This window comes from Streptomyces sp. B93, from assembly GCF_018070565.1.
Classification (GTDB): domain Bacteria; phylum Actinomycetota; class Actinomycetes; order Streptomycetales; family Streptomycetaceae; genus Streptomyces.
In genome coordinates, this window is record NZ_JAGPXL010000054.1 from 1 (window position 1) to 16,304 (window position 16,304).

The window sequence follows — 16,304 nt, forward strand, 5'->3', positions numbered from 1 at the left end:
CAGGCGACCCGGACGATCTGACAGCCCGACGCGGTGAGTTCGGCGATCTGCTGGAGCGTGGCGCCGATGTCCGACGTACGCGTCGTCGTCATCGACTGCACCGACACCGGGGCCCCGCCCCCGACCGCCACCGGCCCGACCTGGATCCGCCGCGACACTCGCCGCTCGGCGACCGGCCGGACCGGTACCTCGGGGACGCCCAGGGATACGGCGGTCATGGGGTCACTCCCGGTTTCCGGACACCGTCTCGCGCATCGCGCGCAGGGACTCCTTCAGCGAGCCCATGGTGGCCAGGACGGCCGTGGGCTCGTAGCCGCAGTGCGCCATGCAGTTGGCGCAGCGCGGGTCCTTGCCGCGGCCGTACTTGTCCCAGTCGGTCTCCTCGATCAGTTCGCGGTACGTCGGCACATAGCCGTCGCTCATCAGGTAGCAGGGGCGCTGCCAGCCGAAGAGGGAGTAGTTGGGGATCGCCCAGGCCGTGCAGGGGAAGTCGACCTTGCCCTCCAGGAAGTCCAGGAAGAGCGGGGAGTGGTTGAGCCGCCACTTGCGCCGGTTGCCGCCCGCGAAGGCCTTCTTGAACAGCTCGCGGGTCTGCTCCACGCCCAGGAAGTGCTCCTGGTCAGGCGCCTTCTCGTAGGCGTAGGCGGGCGAGATCATCATCTCGTCGACCTGGAGGTCGTCGTTGAGGAAGTTCAGGACCTCGATGATGGTCTGGGGGGTGTCGGTGTTGAAGAAGGTCGAGTTGGTGGTGACCCGGAAGCCCCGCCGCTTGGCCTCCTTGATCGCCGCCACGGCCTCGTCGAACACGCCCTCCTTGGCCACCGACTCGTCGTGCCGCTCGCGCAGTCCGTCGATGTGCACGGCGAACGCGAAGTAGGGGGAGGGCTTGAACTTGTCAATCTTCTTGCGCAGGAGCATGGCGTTGGTGCACAGGAAGACGTACTTCCGTTTGGCGACCAACTGGCGCACGATCTCGTCGATCTGCGGGTGCATCAGGGGCTCGCCCCCGGCGATCGACACCATGGGCGCGCCGGATTCGAGCACCGCGCCCACGGCCTGTGCGACCGGCATGCGCTGCTTGAGCACGCCCGCCGGATGCTGGATCTTCCCGCAGCCCTCACACTTGAGGTTGCAGGCGAAGAGCGGTTCCAGCTCGACGATGAGCGGAAACTTGTCCCGCCTGCGGAGCTTCTGTTCGGCCAAGTATGTAGCGACCTTGATGGACTGGCGCAGCGGCATGGCCATCTGGCTCACCTCCTGGGGAGCAGCAAGGAACGGTGCCATTCGAAGAAAGCAGGAAGAACGGCACGAAGGACACGGAAGGCTGATATTCCACCGCGCACCGTGCCGATCCGGACCAGTTCATGTTCTGGAGCGTCCACGACCACCCGGACGGCCGCAACCGGGCGCACGCCCGCGCGGACGGCGCTCAGGAGCGTGGCCGCCGACTCCATGTCGACGGCGATCGCGCCGGTGGTGAGCAGTTCCGCCCGCTCGTGGCCGCGGACGACATGGTCGGCGCCGGTGAGCGGGCCGGTGTGCACGGTACGGCCGGGCACCGCCCGCACCAGCTCCTTGACCAGCAGCTCGGTGCCCACACAGGGGGTACGCCCACCCGGGTCCCTGGTCTCCTCGGCGACGACGAGGTCACCGGGGTGCATCCCGGGCGCGAGCCCCGCGCAGAACCCGGTGGCGAGCACGGCGGCGTCGCGCATCCCCGTCCCGGCCAGGGCCCGGGTCACGGAGCGCTCGGCCGCCCTGGGGCCCATGCCGGTGCGCAGCACGGTGACGGGTCCGCCGGAGCCCCTGTCCCCGGTGCGCAGGGCGAGCCGCTCGATGCCGAGCGCGCAGGCGATCAGCAGCGGAGCCGGAGCGGGCGGTTTCCCCATCAGCCCCCCTTGACCGCGTTGCGCGGCTGCTGGGCGAAGGGCTCCCCGTACACGTACCGGCCGAGCGCGGTCAGCGGGAAGACCTGCCGGTAGAGGTGGTAGTTGATGGAGAAGTCCCAGGGGAAGCCGGTGCCGGTGAAGTACGGCTCGTCCCATGAGCCGTCCTCGCGCTGGGTGGCGGCGAGCCATTCGACGCCGCGCTCGACGGCCTTGGAGTCCTTCTCCCCCGCCGCGAGCAGGGCGAGCAGCGCCCAGCCGGTCTGGGAGGCGGTGGAGGCGCCGCGGCCCCGCCACTCCTTGACGTACCGGTAGGAGCGCAGGTCCTCGCCCCAGCCGCCGTCCTCGTTCTGCACGTCTTCCAGCCAGCGGACCGCGCGCCGGATCGCCGGGTGCGAGGTGGGCAGTCCGGCGGCGACCAGGGCGGGGACGACGGACCCGGTGCCGTAGACGTAGTTCACGCCCCAGCGTCCGAACCAGGAGCCGTCCGCCTCCTGGGCGTCGAGGAGCCAGGCGACGCCGCGGCGGGTGCGCGGGTCATGGGCCAGGCCCTCCACCGCGAGCATCTCCACCACGTGCGCGGTGACGTCCGCCGACGGCGGGTCGATGACCTCGCCGAAGTCGCAGAACGGCAGCCGGTTGGGGAAGGGGCTGGTGTTGTCGACGTCGAAGGCGCCCCAGGCGCCGTTCTTCGACTGCATGCCGAGGTTCCAGCGGACCCCGCGGCCGATCGCCTTGTCCACCCGCTCCGGGTCGTGGTGCCTGACCCGGCGCAGCGCGAGGACCACCTCGGCGGTGTCGTCGATGTCGGGGTAGTTGTCGTTGTGGAACTCGAACGCCCAGCCGCCGGGCGGCAGTCCGGGCCGCCGCACCGACCAGTCGCCGGGGCGCACGATCTGTTCGCCGAGCATCCAGTCGGCGGCCTTCACCAGCGCCGGGTGGTCGGCGGGCAAGCCCGCGTCGGCGAGCGCGATGGTGGCGAGGCAGGTGTCCCAGACCGGGGACTGGCAGGCCTCGATCATCCGGGCGCCGTCCTCGCGCCAGACGGCGAAGCGGTCCAGGGAGTCCAGTCCGGCGCGCATGACGGGGTGCTTGAGGTCGTAGCCGAGCAGGTGCAGGGCGATGACCGAGTACACGGCCGGGGGCTGGATGCCGCCCCAGCAGCCGTCGTTCTCCTGGCGCTCGATGATCCAGCGGGCGGCGGTGTTCATGGCGGCCCGGCGCAGTCGGCGCGGGGCGACCCTGCGGAAGGCGTGCAGCGCCCTGTCGATGCGCTGGAAGGCGCCGTCCCAGCTGGCGGCGGGCGCCATCGGCCGGTACGGACTGGGGTCGGCGGGATCGGTGTGCAGTTCGTCGAGCGGGAAGGGCGCGGGCCGTACCGGGCGCTTCGCGGAGACGATGGTCAGCGGGACGATGGTCTGCCGGGCCCAGCAGCCGAAGTCGTAGATGTTCAGTGGTGCCCAGGTGGGCAGGTAGATCAGTTCCGGAGGGAGTTCGGGCAGGTCCTCCCACTTCCACCAGCCGAACAGGGCCAGCCAGATCCGGGTGAAGACCCGGGCGGCGGCGATCCCGCCCCGGTCGCGGATCCAGGCGGAGGCCTTCGCCATGTGCGGGGCGTCCGGGCTGTCCCCGGCGAGCCGCAGGGCGACATAGGCCTCGATGGTGGCGGACAGGTCGCCGGGTCCGCCGTAGAAGGTGGCCCAGGTGCCGTCCTCGCGCTGCTCGCCGCGGATGAACAGGGCGGCGGCGTGGGCGGTCGGTTCCTCCAGAATGCCGAGGAACTGGCGGAGCAGCAGGTCCTCGGCGTCCATGGTGACGTTGGTCTCCAGGTCGCCCTTCCACCAGCCCTCGGCGTCCTGCCGGGCCAGCAGGTGCTCCGTCGCGCGCTGCACCGCGCGCACGGCGGCGTCCTGGACCCCGATCGCCGCGGGGGTGGTGATGTCGGTTTCGCTGGCCGCGGCAGCGCGGGGCGGCAGTGTGGCCCCGGTGCTTCCGTCGGTCGTCGCTGTCATGGCTTCCCCTTCGTGCAGTGCTGCAAATGGTGCGTCTGCTGTGGGTCCGCCGTCGGCCGGAGCGCGCGTGCACGCTGCCCCGGCCGGCGACTACGCGAGGTCTATTCGGCCGATAATGATCATCTCTTTCGTACGACGACGAAGTCCGCGAGCGCCCTGAACCGGTCACGCACCCGGTCCGGCATGCCGATGGCGTCGAGGGCTTCGATGGCGATGGTGTGCTGGCGGCGCGCCTCCTCGGCGGTCCAGCCGCGTCCGCCCGCCTCCTCGATGAGGGCGGCGCGGACCGCGAACTCCTCCTCGGAGAAGTCCGCGAAGTCGGGTGCCTTGGCGTCGGCGGCGAGCAGTTCGGCGAGCCGCTCGGAGGCGGGGCCGCCCGCCGCGAGCGCCGCGACCACCGGCAGCGACTTCTTGCGCTGGCGCAGATCGCTCCAGGTCTGCTTGCCGGTGGCCTCCGGGTCGCCCCAGATGCCGAGCAGGTCGTCGACGGCCTGGAAGGCGAGGCCCAGGTGGTAGCCGTACCTCTCCAGGGCGTCGGCGGTGCGGTCGTCGGCGCCGCCCAGCACGGCCCCGATGGAGCTGGCGCAGGCGAGCAGCGCGCCGGTCTTGTTGCCCTCCATCTCCAGGCACTCCTCGACGCTGACCCGGTCGCGGTGCTCGTAGGCGATGTCCTGTGCCTGACCGTCGATCAGGGCGCGGGTGGCGGTGGCCAGTCGGCGGGCGGCACGGCCCGCCTCGACCGTGCCGAGTTCCAGCAGCACCTCGCCCGCCAGCGCGAACAGTCCGTCGCCGACCAGGATGGCCTGGGCGGGGCCGTGCACCTTCCAGACGGTCTCGCGGTGGCGGCGCTGTTCGTCGCCGTCCATCAGGTCGTCGTGCAGCAGGGAGAAGTTGTGGACCAGTTCGACGGCGACGGCGCCGGGGACACCGGTCTCCGGCGCGGCGCCGGGGACCTCCGCGGAGAGGACGGCCAGGGCGGGACGCACGGCCTTGCCGCCGTCGCCGGCGGCGGGGTTGCCGTGGGCGTCGATCCACCCGAAGTGGTAGGCGGCGACCGTGTCCATGGGTGGCGCCAGGCGGTCGACGGCCGCCCGCAGTACCGGCGTGGCCAGGGTCCGGCCGCGCTCCAGAAGCGCGGTCACGTCGACCGCGGTCTCTCGAGCGGCCATCGAGGCCGGGGGTACAGGGGGCACGTTCTCTCCTCTTGTTGCTGTGCGGGGGGTGCGGGTGCCTGCCGCGCGCTGCTGGTCGAGCGTCACGCCGCCTCCTCGACGTCGAAGAGGTGGGCGGGGCGGGGCCGTCCGAGGGCGTGCAGCGCGGCGTCCGCCGCGTTGATGCCGCTGCGGACCGCACTCTCCATGGTCGCGGGCCACCCAGTGGCGGTCCACGCGCCGGCCAGGTACAGGCCGGGGGTTCGGGTCCGGGCGCCGGGCCTGAGGCGCCCGACGCCGGGGGCGGGGGCGAAGGTGGCGGTGCGCTCCCGGGTGACGAAGAAGTCCCGCACCCCGGCGCCCCGGGTGCGCGGCAGCAGCCGCTCCAGCTCCGGCAGGTACCGCTCGCGCAGGTCGGCGACGGGTGCGTCGATGTCGTCGTGCGCCGCCGACTGGGACACCGCCAGGTACTGGCCGCTCTTCAGCCCGGAGGCGTCGGTCCGGTCGAAGACCCACTGCACGGGGGTGCCGAGCGCGCTGAGGAAGGGCGCGTCGAGCACCTTCCGGTCGTAGACGACGTGGACGTTGAGGATGGGCGCGGTGCCGATGCGCAGCAGCCGCCCGGGGTCGTCGAGGGCGCCGTCGGGCAGCAGGCCGTGCGTCTCACGCTGCGGTACGGCGAGGACGACGGCGTCCGTCTCGATGCGCTCGCCGGGAACCTGGACGGCCCAACGTCCGTTGTCCTGGCGGGAGATGGAGGTGACTCGTGTACGGAGCCCGAGGCGGACGCCCGCGGAGTCGAGCGCCCTGCGTGCCAGCCGGTCGTGCAGTTCACCCAGCGGGACATGGGCCCAGCCGATGTCGGCCGCGCCCGGGTCGGACAGCAGACCGGTCTTGAACACCATCGCGGCGAGCCCCAGCGAGGTGTCGCCCGCGACCGCGTTGAGGGTGGCCACCCCGACCAGGTCCCACAGGGCCTCGACGGCGCGCGCCGACTGACCGTGCGCGGTCAGCCAGCTGCCGAAGTCCTGCTGGTCCAGCGTCGGATCGGCGAGGTCGAGTCCGCCCAGCGCGAGCGCGGCACGCCCCACCCGGGCGCGGTCGGCGAGCGTGAGGTGCGGATAGGTGGCGAGGCTGCGCCCGAGGTGCAGGGGCACGGGCAGCGCGTCGCGCCGCAGCCTGCCGAGCCGCCGTCCCTCGGGGCGGGTGACATCGACGACGGGTACGTCGAGGCGGTCCTGGAGCGGAGCGAGGCGGGCGCCGTCGATCCGGTCGAGGAACCAGCGGTAGGCCGTGCAGCAGCGCAGGTAGACGTGCTGCCCGTTGTCGACGGTCAGATCGCCGCGCTGGAAGGAGAAGGCGAGCCCGCCCAGGCGTGGCCTGCCCTCCAGCAGGGTGACGCGCACGCCCGCGTCGGCGAGCGCGAGCGCGGCGGTGATCCCGGCGAGCCCGCCGCCGATCACCACGGCGTCCCGCCCGGGCCCCGCGGTGGTGTGCGCGCGTGACCCGTCCACGTCCGTGCGGTCGGTCATCGCACCCCCCTCTCCGCGCGCCCGGCGTGCCGGACGGCCGGATCGCCGTACTGCTTGAAGCGTGGACGGCAGGCCGTCGCAGTCAGGGACGCCCGCCCGTCGCGGAGGGTTGCCCGCCGCTTGTCGCCGGTGTCCTCGGCTGGATCGAGGTGGTCCATCAGGCGCGCCTCCTGACGGTCCTCCGGCTCACATGGCGGGTGTCGAGCCCGGACAGACCGCGCACGGCGACGTAGGCCTTCTCACGCCCGGGCAGCGAGACCCGGCCGCGCAGCACGGCCCCGGGGTCGCGTTCGATGCGGTCCAGCAGCCGGCGGTAGATGCCCGCCATGGCGGCGACGCAGGCGCCGCTGCGGCGGTCGAGCATGGGGAGCAGCCGGTAGCCCTCGGCGAAGAGGGCGCGGGCCCGACGCACTTCGAAGTGCACGAGGCCCGCGAAGTCGGAGCCCTCCGGTGGCCTCGGCCCGCTGAACCCGGCCGAACACCCGAACTTGGCGAGGTCGTCGGCGGGCAGATAGGTGCGGCCGCCCTCGGCGTCCTCGCGGACGTCCCTGAGGATGTTGGTGAGCTGGAGCGCGAGGCCGAGGGTGTCGGCGTACTCGGGTGCGCGCTCGGCGCCGCGCGCTCCGGGTTCGGTGCCGAAGACGCCGAGCGAGAGGCGTCCGATGGCACCCGCCACGCAGCGGCAGTAGACCTTCAGGTCGTCCCAGGTCTCGTAGGTCTCGCCGCGTACGTCCATCAGCACGCCGTCGATCAGCTCGTCCAGGCCGCCGAGCGGGATGGGGAAGGCGCGGGCGGCGTGCGCGAGGGCGACGGCGACCGGGTCGGTGTCGTCCTCGTCGACGGCGCCCTCGCGGATCCGGGTGAGCAGTGCCCGGGTGTCCTCGAGCCGGGTGGCCTTCACCTCGTCGTCCAGGGCTCCGTCGCCGATGTCGTCGACCCGGCGGGAGAACGCGTACAGCGCGGACATCGCCCGCCGCTTGGGCACCGGCAGGAGCCTGATGCCGTAGGCGAAGTTGCGGGCCTGCTGTCCGGTGACGGCCTCGCAGTAGCTGTAGGCGGCGAGCACCGGCGCGGACGCGGGTGGTGGAGACTCCACGGCCTGGATCACCCCTCTCCTCGCAGAGTCACGCCCACCTCACGCAGCAGCCGGATCTTGCCGGGCTTGGGCGGGCCGGGAAGGACGTCGTAATCGGCGGCGGCGATCGCGTCGATCGCCGCCCTTCCCCCCGCCACGAATCCTGCGAGCAGCAGTCTCAGCCTGCCGTGGACGCTACCCACGAGGGGGGCGCCTTCATTCAGGAGTTCGCGGGCGCGTTGTGCCTCGTACGCGACCAGGGCGCGCAGGGACGCGCCGGCGCTGTCCGGGGTGAGGTCCGCCTCCTGGACGTGGAAGCGCTTCATGTCCGCGGCGGGCAGGTAAACGCGGTCGCGGCCGAGGTCCTCGGCCACGTCCTGGAGGTGCTCGACGATCTGGAGGGCGGTACAGATCGCGTCGGAGCGGCGAATCCGCTCGGGGGTGGCGGTGCCGGTGACGGCGAGGACGAGACGGCCGACCGGGTTGGCGGACAGTTCGCAGTAGGCGAGCAGGTCGTCGTAGGTCTCGTAGCGCTTGACCAGCTGGTCCTGGCGGTTGGCGGCGATCAGCCCGAGGAAGGGCTCGGGGGTCAGCGCGCGGGCGCGCACCGTGGGCTGGAGGCGGCGCAGCAGGGGGTGACGGGGGGTGCCGTCGAAGACCCGGCGCAGGTCGGCCTCGAAGGCGTCGAGGAGGAGGAGCCGGTCCCCGGCGTCCTCGGGGGCCACGCCGAGCAGGGCCGCGTCGGCGCCACCGGGGGCGAGGTCGCCGTCGCCGATGTCGTCGACCAGACGGGCGAAGCCGTAGACGGCCATGAGGTCGGTGCGCCAGGCGCGGGGCAGGAAGAAGGGGGCCACGGGGAAGTTCTCGGCCGCGGCCTTGTCGAGGGTGTCGCGCTCCGGGTCGCCGGGGCGCGCCGTCCTGGCTGCCGTCACCGTTTGCTGCCCGGGGCGGGGACGGCGCGCGCTGAGCGGAGCTGGGGAGTTTCCGTAGCCATTGCCGTCACATCTCCCGTTCTACACTGCGGACGCAATACACACTATTTCGGACACGCCGCCCAGCGCTCGGCGGCGGTCCCGGAGCAGGGTGTCGCGCATTATGGCCCTGATTGCCGTGATTCGGCACCGGTACAGCTTACGTTGTACAACGGAGCGGGGCGCCCGGGGGTGTCCTGCACATCACAACAACACACCGATTGGCCCCAAGATTCCTAAGGCCGCGCGGAGTTGACGTTTCCTTTGCAGACGCGGGCCCCGCCGGAGCAGTTCCGACGGGGCCGGTCGCCGCCGGGCGCTGTCACTTGCCGGAGAACTTCTCGTACTCCCTGAGCACCTCGTCGGTGGGACCGTCCATGCGCAGTTCGCCGCGCTCCAGCCACAGGACGCGGTTGCAGGTGTCGCGGATGGACTTGTTGTTGTGGCTGACCAGGAAGACCGTGCCCGCTTCCTTGCGCAGCTCGCGGATGCGGGCCTCGGAGCGCTTGCGGAAGCGGCCGTCGCCGGTGGCCAGCGCCTCGTCGATCATCAGCACGTCGTGGTCCTTGGCGGCGGCGATGGAGAACCGCAGCCGGGCGGCCATGCCGGAGGAGTAGGTCCGCATCGGCAGCGTGATGAAGTCGCCCTTCTCGTTGATGCCGGAGAAGTCGACGATGTCCTGGTAGCGCTCCCTGATCTGCTCGCGGGACATGCCCATCGCGAGGCCGCCGAGGATGACGTTGCGCTCGCCGGTCAGGTCGTTCATCAGGGCCGCGTTCACCCCCAGCAGCGAGGGCTGGCCGTTGGTGTAGACCCGGCCCCGCTCGGCGGGCAGCAGTCCGGCGATGGCGCGCAGCAGGGTGGACTTTCCGGAGCCGTTGGAGCCGATCAGGCCGATCGCCTCGCCCCGGTAGGCGACGAAGGAGACACCGCGCACGGCGTGCACCTTGCGCACGCCCCTCGCCGCGTCGTCGGAGCCTCGCTTGACGATGCGGCTCAGGGCCGCCGTCGCGCTGCCCCGGCCGGTGCGGGCGCCGTTGACGCGGTAGACGATGTGCAGCTCGTCGGCGATGACGGTGGGGACGCGCGGCCCGTCGTCGACGGCGCCGCCGTCGACGAGGTCGGGCTTGTCGAGATCAGCCACGGCCGTACTGCTCCTCAGCCTTCCAGAAGTAGACGAAGCCGAACGCGCCGACGAGGACGGCCCAGCCCAGCGCGAAGGCCCACACGTGCGGCGGCAGGTACGACGAGCCGTAGCCGTCGATCAGCGCGAAGCGGACCAGGTCCATGTAGATCGCCGCCGGGTTCCACTGGAGCACGTCGGCGAGCCAGCCGGGGGCGTCCTTGTCGGCGAGCATCGCCGGGATGCTGAACATCACACCCGAGGCGTACATCCAGGTGCGCAGCACGAACGGCATCAGCTGGGCCAGGTCGGGCGTCTTGCTGCCCATCCGGGCGAAGGCCAGCGCCAGGCCGGTGTTGAACACGAACTGGAGCACCAGCGCCGGGATCACCAGCAGCCAGGCGGGGCTGGGGTAGCTGCCGAAGCCGATCATCACCGCGACCAGCACGATCAGCGAGTACAGCAGCTGCTGGAGCTGCTGGAGCGCGAAGGAGACGGGCAGCGAGGCCCGCGGGAAGTGCAGCGCCCGCACCAGGCCCAGGTTGCCGGAGATCGCGCGCACCCCGGCCAGCACCGAACTCTGGGTGAACGTGAACACGAACACCCCGGTCACCAGGAACGGCACATAGATCTCGTGCGGGATGCCCCGGCGCGCCCCGAGCAGCAGACCGAAGATGAAGAAGTAGACCGCGGCGTTCAGCAGCGGCGTCGCCACCTGCCACAGCTGGCCGAGCTTGGCCTGGCTGTACTGGGCGGTCAGCTTCGCCCGGGAGAAGGCGAGGATGAAGTGACGCCGGTCCCAGAGCTGGCGGACGTACTCGACGAGCGAGGGCCGGGCGCCGCTCACGGTCAGGCCGTACTTCGCGGCGAGCTGTGCCGCGGTCAGTGACTCGTCGGGCGACGGAGGCGTGGTCGTCACCGCGACTCCTCCGTCGTGCGTTGTCTCACTCACAAGTGGAAACTTTCGTCTTCGATCCGAGGGGCCCGCGCGGGCCCTGCTCTCAGGGACGAGCTTCTCAGATCACCGGGGGTCGGCCCAGTCTGGTCAGCCGCCACACCGTACGCCACTTCATGGGCCTGCGGGGACCGCAGGGCGTGGTCCAGCCCTCCCGGAAGCCGCCGAACCAGGCCTTCAGGGCGGGCCGCGAGGGGCGGCGCGCCAGCGTGAGCAGCAGCCAGACGCCCAGGTAGACGGGGACCAGCGGGGCGGGCAGGTTGCGGCGGGCGAGCCAGACCCGGTTGCGGGCGACCATCCGGTGGTACACCGCGTGCCGGGAGGGGGCGGTCGTCGGGTGGTACAGCACCATGTCGGACCGGTAGTCGATCATCCAGTCGGCGTCCAGGGCGCGCCAGGCGAGGTCGGTCTCCTCATGGGCGTAGAAGAACTCGTCGGGCAGGCCGCCGACCTCGGCGAGGACCCGGGTGCGGACGGCGTTGGCGCCGCCGAGGAAGGTGGTGACCCGGGAGGAGCGCATCGGGTCGGAGGCGCGCAGCCGGGGGACGTGGCGGCGCTGGGTGACACCGGTGTCGGGGTCGGCGATGCGGAAGCTGACGATGCCGAGCCGGGCGTCGGCCGCGAACGCCTCCCGGCACAGCTGGGCGGTGTCGGTGCGGGCGAGCAGGCCGTCGTCGTCGAGGAAGAGCAGTATGTCGACGTCGCGGCCGCCGGGGCCGAAAGCCTCGATGCCGACGTTGCGGCCGCCGGGGATGCCGAGGTTCTCGGGCAGTTCTATGGTGCGGACGCCGTCGGGGACCTCGGGGACCGGGGAGCCGTTGCCGACGACGACCACCTCGACGGGGTCGCCGTCCTGCTTGGCGACGGACTCCAGCAGGGCGCGCAGTTCCTCGGGGCGGTTGCCCATGGTGATGACGACCGCGCCGACCTTCAGCGAGGACGCGTCCACGGCGCTCACCGCAGCCTGCTGGAGGCGAGGATGGAGACCAGGTGCAGCAGGGTCTGGAGCAGGGCGATACCGGCGAGCACGGCGACGCCGAGCCGGGTGAAGAACAGGTCGCCGCGGGCCTGGTCGAGGACGGCCAGCACCAGGATCAGCAGCGAGGCCTCGATGCCGAGGACCAGCCGGTGGAACTTCAGCGCGGCGGCGGCGCGGCGGGCCAGCGCCATCCCGGACGAGCGCGGCTCGGACGCCGACTCCTTGACCGGCGGCAGCCCGCCCTGGTGCCGGGCGACGCCGACCAGGTCGGTCTCGGCCTTGATCAGGATGGCGCCGACGGCGGCGAGGGTGCCGAGGAAGGCCCACAGCCAGTCGATCCGGCCGCTGCCCCACAGGTCGGCGGCGCGCAGTCCGAAGCCGACGAGGACGGCGGCGTCGCACAGGTAGGCGCCAACCCGGTCGAGGTAGACACCGCCGAGGGAGAACTGCTTCTTCCAGCGGGCCACCTCCCCGTCGACGCAGTCGAGGAGCAGGTAGAGCTGGACCATCAGTACGCCGAGGACGGCGCCCGGTATGCCCGGCACCAGCAGGGCGGGGGCCGCGAGGACGCCGAACAGGGTCATCAGGTACGTGAGCTGGTTGGGCGTGACCCGGGTGGTCACCAGCAGTCGGGTGATCCGCAGCGACACCTCACGCATGTAGAGGCGTCCGCCCCAGTGCTCACCGCTGCGCCGGTCCTTGACCCCCGCGGGGTGGACGACCGGACGGAGTTCAGCTACCGATGGCCTTGACATAGTCGGCGTAAGTGTCCTTGATCTGGTCGGTGTTCAGGTCGAGGTGTTCGAGGATCGTGTAGCGGCCGGGCCGGGTCCGCGGGGCGTACTCCACGACACGGAAGAACTCCTCCGCGGTGAAGCCGATCTCCTCCGGCAGCACCGGAAGGCCGTGCCTGCGCAGCACCCGGGCCATGTACACCGACTCCTCGTGGGCGCCGCGCAGCCACATCGCGAAGGCGGCGCCGAGCCCGCACTGCTCGCCGTGGGCGGCGGCACGCTTGGGGTACAGCAGGTCGAAGGCGTGGTTGATCTCGTGGCAGGCCCCGGAGGAGGGGCGGGAGTCGCCCGAGACCGACATGGCGATGCCGGAGAGGACCAGCGCCTCGGCCAGCACCTGGAGGAAGTCGTTGTCCTCGATGGTGCCGGGGTGGCGCAGGACCGCCTCACCGGCCTGCCGGGCCATGGCGGCGGCCAGGCCGTCGATCTTCTCGCCCTTGACCCGGCCCGCCAGTTCCCAGTCGCGGATGGCGGAGATGTTGGAGACGGCGTCGCCGATCCCGGCCCGGACGAAGCGCACCGGGGCCTCGCGTACGACGTCCAGGTCGATGACGACGGCGATCGGGTTGGGCACGCCGTAGGAGCCGCGCCCGGCGTCGTTGTCGAGGGTGGCGACCGGGGAGCACAGTCCGTCGTGGGCGAGGTTGGTGGGGACGGCGACCAGCGGGAGGCCGACCCGCGCGGCGGCGAACTTGGCGCAGTCGATGATCTTGCCGCCGCCGAGGCCGACGAGGGCGTCGTAGTGCCCGGCCTTCATCTCGCCGGCCAGGCGGACCGCGTCGTCGAGGGTGCCGCCGCCGACCTCGTACCAGGAGGCGCCGGGCAGCGACGGGCCGAGCCGCTCGCGCAGGCGGGCGCCGGAGCCGCCGCTGACGGCGACGGCGAGCTTGCCGGAGTGCGAGATCCGCTCGTCGTCGAGGACGCAGCCCAGGTCGTCGAGGGCACCCGGGCGGATGTCCACGACGACCGGCGAGGGGATGAGTCGGGTCAGTACCGGCACGCGATCTCCCGTCCCCGGGCGAGATCGTCGTGGTTGTCGATCTCGACCCACGGCACGTCGCCGATCGGCGCGACGTCGATGCGGAAGCCGCGGTTGACCAGTTCCTGGTAGCCGTGCTCGTAGAACTGCTGCGGCTCGGTCTCCCAGACGGTGCGCAGCGCGTCGGCGAGTTCCGGGGCGGCGTCTCCCTCGATGAGGGTGACGCCTATGTACTCGCCGGTGGCCTCGGCGGGGTCCATCAGCTTGGTGATCTTCCGGACGCCGCGCTCGGGCTCGACGACGACCTTCATCTCCTCGTCGGCCAGCGACTTCACGGTGTCCAGGGCGAGGATGATCCGCTTTCCGTCGCCGCGGGCGGCGAGCAGGGTCCGCTCGACGGAGACCGGGTGCACGGTGTCGCCGTTGGCCAGGATCACACCGTCCTTGAGGGCGTCACGGCCGCACCACAGGGAGTAGGCGTTGTTCCACTCCTCGGCCTTGTCGTTGTCGATGAGGGTGAGCCTGAGGCCGTACTTCTGCTCCAGGGCGGCCCTGCGCTCGTACACGGCCTCCTTGCGGTAGCCCACGATGATCGCGGCCTCGGTGAGCCCGACCTCGGCGAAGTTGCCGAGGGTCAGGTCCAGGACCGTCGGCTCGCCCTCGACGCCCTCGGGCCCGACCGGCACCAGCGCCTTGGGCAGGGTGTCGGTGTAGGGGCGCAGACGCCGGCCGGCGCCGGCCGCCAGCACGAGGCCGATCATGCGGGTTCTCCTTCGTCGTGTACGGCGGGCGCCCCTGCGGAGGCCCAGAAGCGGATGCTCTCGACGAGCACCACCACGGCCACGGCCACGGCGAGGACCGTGAGCGCGAGCGTGAACTGCGATGCGGTGAGCAGCGCGGCCAGCACGGCGACCGCCAGGGTCCGCCCCTCGTGCCCTCCGATCGCCCGCACCAGCCAGGTGGGGGGCGCGCCCGCGTTGCCGCGGATGCGGTAGACCGTGTCGTAGTGATGGTAGGCGACGGCCGCCACCAGGCCGAAAGCCGCCGGAAGCGCTCCGTTCACCTCCGCTTTGGCCGCGAGCGCGAGGACGGTGCCGTACTCCGCGGCCCGCAGGAACGGCGGGACCAGCCAGTCCAGGGCGCCCTTCAGCGGGCGGGCGACGGCGAGGCCGGAGGTGAGGGTGTAGCCGAGGGCGGCGACGAGGGTCCAGGGGCCGCCGAAGCCGGTGAGCGCGGCGGTGGCGACCACGGCGGCGCCGCCGAGCAGGGCGACGGCCGGGGCGGTGAAGCCGGGCAGTCCGCGCGCGGGCCCGCCGAGCGTCTGGGCGACGGCCTGGGCGAGCGGGCCGGAGTCCGCGAGGTCCGCCAGCGCGGTCGCGGCCCGGTCGGTGCGGCGGGCCCTGCGGGTCAGGGACCGCAGCACCCGCCCCGCCGTCGTGTACGTCGCCGCGAAGGCGCAGCCGACGAGCAGCGCGTAGAAGGTGATGCGCGGGGTGGCCACGGCGGTGAGGACGGCGATCATCGCCCAGCGCTCACCGATCGGCAGGACGATCATCCGCCGTACCCAGACCGTCCAGCCGACGCTGTCCAGCTTGTCGGAGAGGGCGGCGGTGGGGCTGGTGTTGGCGGTGGCGTCGTGGTTGGCCTCGTTGAAGGAGAAGTCGACGACGTGGCGGCAGGTCTGGAGGACCATCGCACCGAGGGCGAGGGCCCATACGTCGTCGCCGCCGCGGGCCGCTCCGAGCGCGAGGCCGGCGTAGTAGGCGTACTCCTTGGCCCGGTCGAAGGTGGCGTCGAGCCAGGCGCCGAGGGTGGAGTACTGGAGCGAATAGCGGGCGAGCTGGCCGTCGGTGCAGTCCAGTACGAAGGAGAAGATCAGCAGGACGCCCGCCGCGACGAAGCCGCCGCGGGTGCCGGTGGCCGCGCAGCCCGCCGCGATCAGCGCGGTGAGCAGGGAGGCGGTGGTGACCTGGTTGGGGGTCAGGCCCCGGCGGGCGCACCAGCGGGCGAGGTAGCGCGAGTAGGGGCTGATGAAGAAGGTGGTGAAGAAGCCGTCGCGGGCCTTCACGGCCGACTTCAGGCGTACGGCCTCGTCGTCGACGGCGTCGACGGCCTGCCGTGCCTCGTTGCGGGCCTGGGGGTCGGCGGGGACGGCGGCGACGAGGCTGCCCAGCTCGGGGCGGTGCACATCGGTGCCGTCGGTGTCCAGGGCGGTGGTGATCCGGTCGGGCAGGCCCTCGACGCCGACGAGGGTGGCGCCGGTGCCGGAGGAGTTCTCGCGGGCCACCGCCCGGGTCAGCGCCTGCCGTCCGGCGCCCTGGGCGGTGACGGCGCCGGGGACGGCGGCCAGCGGGAAGCGCGGGTCGGTGAGGCCGAGGCGCAGGGCGTGCACATGGCCGACGAAGCGGGCGTCGACCACGGCGACCCGCTGGTCGGCGGGGACCTGGGCGAGCAGTGCCTCGGCCTCGGCGGCGCCCGCGGCGGTGCGCACCTCGAACCCGAGGGACCGCAGATCGCCCTCGATCGAGGATCCCGGGACCGGCTGACCGGTGAGGATGGCGGTCGGCAACCGAACTCACTCCCTGGGTGCCGACGCCGTGGCGCCGGGCGTGTGCATGGTGGGGCGCCCCTTGGCTGCACCAGCCGGGCGGCATGTCGGCAGAGGCTATCGGATGATGAGAAGACCGTGTTCACCGGCCGTTCATCGTCCGGACGACAGGGTCTGCTGCGACCTCCGCGGCGATCATCATCGGGGATGCGGGCCCCGGCGTACAAAATCACACCGCAGAACGGTCCATACCGCGCCGCCTCGGTGTGAGCGCGGCGGCCGGGGGCGGCTTAGGGTGG

General features: G+C 72.2%; 16 protein-coding genes. All 16 read right to left on the minus strand.

All coding sequences use genetic code 11. From position 1 onward, the window contains the following. Positions 1–218: flavodoxin-dependent (E)-4-hydroxy-3-methylbut-2-enyl-diphosphate synthase (locus KBY47_RS31800; RefSeq protein WP_210927317.1), on the minus strand; the 218-nt coding region annotated here is incomplete at its 3' end. Between the two features lie 4 nt (positions 219–222). After that, positions 223–1,245 carry an adenosyl-hopene transferase HpnH gene (gene hpnH / locus KBY47_RS31805; RefSeq protein WP_210927319.1) on the minus strand — a complete coding sequence of 341 codons (1,023 nt, stop codon included), beginning with the start codon at positions 1,243–1,245 and terminating at the stop codon, positions 223–225. A 5-nt stretch (positions 1,246–1,250) separates the two neighbouring features. Further along, entirely contained in the window at positions 1,251–1,889 is a 639-nt protein-coding gene (locus KBY47_RS31810) for a 1-hydroxy-2-methyl-2-butenyl 4-diphosphate reductase (RefSeq protein ID WP_210927321.1), read from the minus strand. Next, complete coding sequence (gene shc / locus KBY47_RS31815) at positions 1,889–3,898, minus strand: squalene--hopene cyclase (RefSeq protein ID WP_210927322.1); 2,010 nt, start codon at positions 3,896–3,898, stop codon at positions 1,889–1,891. The genes KBY47_RS31810 and shc overlap by 1 nt, the downstream gene beginning before the upstream one ends. 119 nt (positions 3,899–4,017) lie before the next feature. Then, complete coding sequence (locus KBY47_RS31820) at positions 4,018–5,067, minus strand: polyprenyl synthetase family protein (RefSeq protein ID WP_247695552.1); 1,050 nt, start codon at positions 5,065–5,067, stop codon at positions 4,018–4,020. Between the two features lie 86 nt (positions 5,068–5,153). Further along, positions 5,154–6,581 (minus strand): hydroxysqualene dehydroxylase HpnE, encoded by a 1,428-nt coding sequence (gene hpnE, locus KBY47_RS31825; protein WP_210927326.1) that lies wholly within the window; start codon positions 6,579–6,581, stop codon positions 5,154–5,156. Next, positions 6,578–6,739: a DUF6380 family protein gene (locus tag KBY47_RS37430; protein WP_374103141.1), complete on the minus strand. Its 162-nt coding sequence runs from the start codon at positions 6,737–6,739 to the stop codon at positions 6,578–6,580. Before KBY47_RS37430 ends, hpnE begins: the two co-directional genes overlap by 4 nt. After that, entirely contained in the window at positions 6,739–7,689 is a 951-nt protein-coding gene (gene hpnD, locus KBY47_RS31830; protein ID WP_210927329.1) for a presqualene diphosphate synthase HpnD, read from the minus strand. Before hpnD ends, KBY47_RS37430 begins: the two co-directional genes overlap by 1 nt. Next, on the minus strand, positions 7,686–8,588 hold the full coding sequence (hpnC, locus tag KBY47_RS31835) for a squalene synthase HpnC (RefSeq protein ID WP_210927332.1): 903 nt from the start codon (positions 8,586–8,588) through the stop codon (positions 7,686–7,688). Before hpnC ends, hpnD begins: the two co-directional genes overlap by 4 nt. Before the next feature lie 361 nt (positions 8,589–8,949). Further along, on the minus strand, positions 8,950–9,771 hold the full coding sequence (locus tag KBY47_RS31840; protein ID WP_210927335.1) for an ABC transporter ATP-binding protein: 822 nt from the start codon (positions 9,769–9,771) through the stop codon (positions 8,950–8,952). Then, positions 9,764–10,702 carry an ABC transporter permease gene (locus KBY47_RS31845; RefSeq protein WP_210927337.1) on the minus strand — a complete coding sequence of 313 codons (939 nt, stop codon included), beginning with the start codon at positions 10,700–10,702 and terminating at the stop codon, positions 9,764–9,766. Before KBY47_RS31845 ends, KBY47_RS31840 begins: the two co-directional genes overlap by 8 nt. Before the next feature lie 64 nt (positions 10,703–10,766). Beyond that, the gene (locus tag KBY47_RS31850) at positions 10,767–11,639 is read right to left on the minus strand and encodes a glycosyltransferase family 2 protein (protein ID WP_210927396.1); all 873 of its coding nucleotides are present in this window, start codon (positions 11,637–11,639) and stop codon (positions 10,767–10,769) included. A 20-nt stretch (positions 11,640–11,659) separates the two neighbouring features. Continuing rightward, positions 11,660–12,439: a CDP-alcohol phosphatidyltransferase family protein gene (locus KBY47_RS31855; protein WP_210927340.1), complete on the minus strand. Its 780-nt coding sequence runs from the start codon at positions 12,437–12,439 to the stop codon at positions 11,660–11,662. Then, complete coding sequence (locus KBY47_RS31860) at positions 12,417–13,478, minus strand: iron-containing alcohol dehydrogenase family protein (protein ID WP_210927342.1); 1,062 nt, start codon at positions 13,476–13,478, stop codon at positions 12,417–12,419. The genes KBY47_RS31855 and KBY47_RS31860 overlap by 23 nt, the downstream gene beginning before the upstream one ends. Continuing rightward, positions 13,466–14,218 carry a sugar phosphate nucleotidyltransferase gene (locus tag KBY47_RS31865; RefSeq protein WP_210927345.1) on the minus strand — a complete coding sequence of 251 codons (753 nt, stop codon included), beginning with the start codon at positions 14,216–14,218 and terminating at the stop codon, positions 13,466–13,468. The genes KBY47_RS31860 and KBY47_RS31865 overlap by 13 nt, the downstream gene beginning before the upstream one ends. Next, positions 14,215–16,026 (minus strand): DUF5941 domain-containing protein, encoded by a 1,812-nt coding sequence (locus tag KBY47_RS31870; protein WP_210927347.1) that lies wholly within the window; start codon positions 16,024–16,026, stop codon positions 14,215–14,217. The genes KBY47_RS31865 and KBY47_RS31870 overlap by 4 nt, the downstream gene beginning before the upstream one ends. Positions 16,027–16,304 lie beyond the last annotated feature (278 nt).